The organism is Caulobacter sp. (assembly GCF_049283275.1).
Taxonomy (GTDB): Bacteria; Pseudomonadota; Alphaproteobacteria; order Caulobacterales; family Caulobacteraceae; genus Caulobacter.
In genome coordinates, this window is the sequence record NZ_JBAPVS010000253.1 from 1 (window position 1) to 4,895 (window position 4,895).

The 4,895-nt window shown below is 70.6% G+C and carries 3 protein-coding genes and 1 pseudogene; 2 read left to right on the forward strand and 2 right to left on the reverse strand.

The genetic code is table 11. From position 1 onward, the window contains the following. On the reverse strand, positions 1 to 2,161 hold a 2,161-nt coding region (locus WAL33_RS14425), incomplete at its 3' end, for a helicase-related protein (protein WP_422182215.1). A 98-nt stretch (positions 2,162 to 2,259) separates the two neighbouring features. Here WAL33_RS14425 and WAL33_RS14430 point away from each other — a divergent pair. Next, the gene (locus tag WAL33_RS14430; RefSeq protein WP_422182216.1) at positions 2,260 to 2,688 is read left to right on the forward strand and encodes a nuclear transport factor 2 family protein; all 429 of its coding nucleotides are present in this window, start codon (positions 2,260 to 2,262) and stop codon (positions 2,686 to 2,688) included. Positions 2,689 to 2,860: 172 nt separating this feature from the next. On the opposite strand, the gene WAL33_RS14435 is transcribed toward WAL33_RS14430, so the two are convergent. Continuing rightward, on the reverse strand, positions 2,861 to 4,480 hold the full coding sequence (locus WAL33_RS14435) for an amidohydrolase (RefSeq protein WP_422182217.1): 1,620 nt from the start codon (positions 4,478 to 4,480) through the stop codon (positions 2,861 to 2,863). A gap of 289 nt (positions 4,481 to 4,769) precedes the next feature. Between WAL33_RS14435 and WAL33_RS14440 the strand changes: the two are divergent. Continuing rightward, positions 4,770 to 4,895 (forward strand): annotated as a pseudogene (locus WAL33_RS14440) (cysteine methyltransferase); the annotation flags it as partial.

Consider the following 4,895-nt stretch of genomic DNA (forward strand, 5'->3'; position numbering starts at 1 on the left):
CGGGCGTCGGGCTGGGGGCCTGGGCCAGGCGCTCGCTTTCGCCGCGCCAGCCGCCGGGCGTCAGGGCCCGGGCCGTGGCCAGGGCCTCGGGCCGCAGCACCGAGGGCAGGAACAGGCTGAACGCTCCGATCCGCACGCCCAGGCTCTTGAGCGTCCGCCGCTCGGCCTGGCTCATGGCCTTCAGGTCAGTGTCGACCGCGCGTTTATCCAGCACGCCACCGGCTTCAAGAAGCCGATGGGCCAGGCCGCGCGGCAGGCCCTTCAGTTCGCCGCCGCTCAAGGCGCGCTCCAGCTTGCGCAGGCCATGCAGCTTGCGGTCGACCTCGCCGGCCAGGAAGGCGTCCAGCCGCCGCTCGGCGCGTTCCCGGACGCTGGCCTCGCCAAGCTCGCCCAGCAGCCGCGCACGCGGTTGCAGCAGGTTCCCGCCGGAACGCACAGCCCCGGCCGCTTCGCCGTTCCACAGCACCGCGCCGTCGGGCGTCAGGGTGAAGGCGCTGTCCGGCTCGCCCGCCAGCTTGCCCAGCCGCCGCGCGATCTCGGGGGTGACGGCCCGCTGGGCGGTGTTGCGCAGCGCCTTTTCCTCCAGGGCGCTGCCGGCCTTTTCCTGCACGAAGGTGACGCCGGTCAGCCGGCCGACGATGTGGCCCTCGACCGTCACCGCCCCGTCGGCGCCGACGCCGGCCAGCATGGTCTCGCGGTCGCCCAGCTGGCGCATCAGCACGCTGGTGCGCCGGTCGATGAACCGGGCCATCAGCTTCTCGTGCAGGGTGTCGGAGAGGCGATCCTCCAGCTGCCGCGTCGTGCCCTGCCAGTGGACCGGGTTGTGCAGCCAGTCTCCGCGGTTGGCGATGTAGCTGAGCGTGCGCACCCCCGACAGCCGGGCGGCCAGGCTGTCGATCTCGCCGTCGGTGCGGTCCAGGGCTTTGAACTGGCCGGCGATCCAATCCTCGGGCAGGCGCTTGCGGCCCGTGGTCAGGTCATCGAACAGGGTGCGGACCATGCGCTGGTGGTCGTCGTCGGTGGTCTTGCGGAAGTCCGGCGTCTGGCAGACGTCCCACAGCCGCAGCAGGGCCGAGCGGTCGGCCTTGCAGCGGGCGACCACGTCCTCCTGCTGGGCGAGCTTGCGCAGAGTGCGCTCGTCCAGCGCCTCCTCCGACAGGGTCAGCCCGCCGCGCTGGGGCGGTTCGGCCAGCGAGCGCAGCAGGCCGGTCAGCGAGCCGAAGTCGAGCCTGGCGTTACGCCACTCCGCGCCCATCACCGGCTCGAACCGGTGCTCGACGACGGACTCGACCAGGTCCTCGTCCATCTCCTCGCAGTCGCCGGTCACCCCGAAGGTGCCGTCGCGGGTGTAGCGCCCGGCCCGGCCGGCGATCTGGCCGACCTCCTGGGGATACAGCCAGCGGGTGCGCTTGCCGTCGAACTTGCGCAGGCCGGCGAAGGCCACGTGGTCGACGTCCATGTTCAGGCCCATGCCGATGGCGTCGGTGGCCACCAGGAAGTCGACCTCGCCGCTTTGGTAGAGTGCGACCTGGGCGTTGCGGGTGCGGGGGCTCAAAGACCCCATCACCACCGCCGCCCCGCCCCGCTGGCGGCGGATCAGCTCGGCGATGGCGTAGACATTGTCGGTCGAGAAGGCGACCACCGCCGAGCGGCGCGGCAGGCGGGTCAGCTTCTTGGAGCCGGAATAACTCAGGTTGGAGAACCGCTCGCGGGTGACGATCTCGGCGTCGGGCAGCAGGCGGCGCACCAGCGGGGCCATGGTCCCGGCCCCCAGCAGCATGGTCTCGAACCGCCCCCGGGCGTGCAGCAGGCGGTGGGTGAAGATGTGGCCGCGCTCGGGATCGGCGCACAGCTGGATCTCGTCGATGGCCACGAACTCCACCTCGCGGGTCAACGGCATGGCCTCGACCGTGCAGACGAAATAGGCCGCGCGCGGCGGGACGATCTTCTCCTCGCCGGTGATCAGGGCGACGCTGGCCTTGCCGCGCAGCTTGACGATGCGGTCGTAGATCTCGCGGGCCAGCAGCCGCAGCGGCAGGCCGATCATCCCCGAGGCGTGGCCCAGCATCCGCTCGACGGCCAGGTGGGTCTTGCCGGTGTTGGTGGGGCCGAGCACCGCCGTCAGCTTGGAAGGGGCCAGTCCGGTCGAACGGTCACTCATGGTTCAAAGGTGGGATGGGAATCGCGGCGGGGCAAGCGGAGGCAACGACGACGACGTCGAGAGCGTTCAGATAGAGTCTTCGGATGGAGGCTCGCGCCGTGCAGAATTCCCGATGGAAGGCCGCCAGTCTCGAGGTTCACGAGGCGTTGCGCGACGCCAAGATCGCTGCGGTGATGCACGCCGTCGAGAAGGTGGACGCCGCCCTGGTCGCTGACGAGTACGCGGTGTTCGCCGCCGCCCTGGCGCCGGAGCTGGTGGTCAACAATCCCGTCAACATCGTCGCCCCCAGCGCCGTGGTCCGCCAGCTGAACGCCGACGGCAAGATCAGCTACAGCCAGTACGAACGGCTGATCGAGCACGCGTCCTTGCGCGGTGAGATGGTGTTGCTGATGGGCGAGGAGACTGTCGTGCCCAAGGGCAAGACCCCGCTGGCCGGCCAGACCGTGCGCCGCCGCTTCACCGAGCTGTGGCGGCCGGAGGGCGGGGGATGGCTGCTGAGCGTCCGACAGGCGACGATCGTGCGATAGGGAGCGGCGCTCTCCGTCGCTCCTTTTTTCCACTCATCCCGGCGAAAGCCGGGACCCAAGCTGACCGTCCGGCTTGGCGCTCGCGAACGGGGCGGCCGCGCCCTCCTTGCCGACTCGGCTTGGGTCCCGACTTTCGTCGGGATGAAGGGATGAAGGTGAAGCGGGGAGGCCCTTACTTCTCGAACACCACCTTGCCGTCGACGATGGTCAGCACCGCGTCGGCCTTCAGGATTTCCGGCGGCGCCACCGTCATCAGGTCCTTGGAAAACACCGTCACGTCCGCCTTCTTGCCGGCTTCCAGCGTGCCGCGATCCTGTTCGGCGAAGGCGGCGTAGGCCGGGGCCCAGGTCAGCATGCGCAGGGCCTGATCGCGGCTGACCGCCTCGTCCAGATGCCAGTCGGCGTTGGCGAAGCCGTCCAGGCTGTGGCGATAGACGGCGGCGTAGAACTCGATGCGCGGATCGCCGACCTCGACCGGGGCGTCCGAGCCGGCGGCGATCACCGCCCCGCTGTCCAGGACGTCCTTCCAGCGATAGCCCTCGTGCAGCCGGGCCTTGCCCAGGCGGGCGGGGGCGAAATAGAGGTCGCCGATCGCGTGGCTGGGCTGCATCGAGGCGATGACCCCCAGCTTGGCGAAGCGCGGCAGGTCGGCGTCGGCGACGATCTGCGCGTGTTCGATCCGCCAGCGGGCCTTGGTGTCGATCATCCCTTTTTCATTGGCCAGGCTCTCCTCGAACCAGTCCAGGGTCATGCGGTTGCCGCGGTCGCCGATGGCGTGCATGGCCACCTGGGCGCCCACGGCCTTGGCCTGCTTCATCAGCGCCAGACCCTTGTCGCGCGGGGTCAGCTGCAGGCCCAGGCCCTCGGCGTCGCTGTAGGGTTCAAGCAAGGCCGCGCCGCGCGAGCCCAGGGCGCCGTCCATGTAGAGCTTGATCCCGCGCACCCGGATCAGCCCGGTGGCGTCGGTGAACGGCCCCTTGGCCAGCACCTGCGCGGCGCCGCTGGGGTCCATATAGTTGTCGACCCGCAGGCTGAACGTCTTGGCGGCCGCCAGCTCGGTCAGGATCGCCAGGTCCGGCGCCTCGACGCTCATGTTTCCCAGCCCCGTCCAGCCGCGCGAGGCGTAGAGGGCGCCGGCCTTTTCCAGGGCCTGGCGCTTGAGGGCGTCGGACGGCGGCGGGATCACGCCGGCGATCAGACCCTGGGCGTGGTCGATCAGCATGCCGTCGGGCGCGCCGTCCGGACCCTTGAGGATCTGGCCGCCGGTCGGAGCGGCGGTGTCCTTGGTCACCCCGGCCTTGGCCAGGGCCGCGGTGGAGGCGACCGAGGCGTGGCCGTCGGCCCGCTCCAGCACGATCACCCGGCCGGGCGCGGCGCGGTCGAGGTCGGCGCGGTTGGGGAAGCGCTTCTCGGGCCAGTGGGTCTCGATCCAGCCGCGGCCGAAGATCGGGCCGTCCGGATGCGTGGCGGCATAGGCCTTCACGGCGGCGACCAGGGCCTCGACCGATTGGGTCTGGTCCAGGTTCAGGGTCAATTCGCGCAGGCCGACGCCCGTCAGGTGGGCGTGGGCGTCGACGAAGCCGGGGAAGGCCGCCGCGCCCTTCAGGTCGATGTCGCGGGCGTCCTTGGCGGCCTTGGCCTGGGCGGCGGCCAGGTCGCCAACGAAGGCGATGCGGTCGTCGCGGATCAGCACGGCCTGGGCCGTCGGCGCGGCGGCGACGCCGGTGTGGATCGGGCCGCCGTGGATCAGGATGTCGCCGGCGAAAGCGGGCGCCAGGCTGGCCGAGGCCATCAGGGCGGCGAGGGTGAGGATGCGGCGCAACGTGATCTCCCGACAGCAAGAATTGGGAAATCGTAGGGGCGAACCCAGCGGTTGGAAACAACCCTTGCCGTGAGTTGGTCTTGCTCTCTTCAATTGCTGTCGTCCCGGACAAGGCCCGAAGGACCGCCGATCCGGGACCGCCGGAAGCGCCTGCGTTCACGCGTCGGTCCCGGATCTTCGCGCTGCGCGCTACGTCCGGGATGACAAACGGTGGTGAACGCCCCCTCCAAACCCCGCGTACCGCTGCTATATTGCCTCCATGAGCCAGGGCTTCACCCTCTTCGAAACGCCGATCGGGCTGTGCGGCCTGGCCTGGGGCGAGAACGGCCTGGTCGGGGCCCAGCTGCCCGAGGCCGCGCCGGGCGCCGCCTGGGCCCGCCTGCGC

Excerpts from the sequence above, each read along its gene's own strand:
- WAL33_RS14435 (WP_422182217.1), bottom strand. The coding sequence starts at position 4,480 with ATGGCCTCGGCCAGCCTGGCGCCCGCTTTCGCCGGCGACATCCTGATC.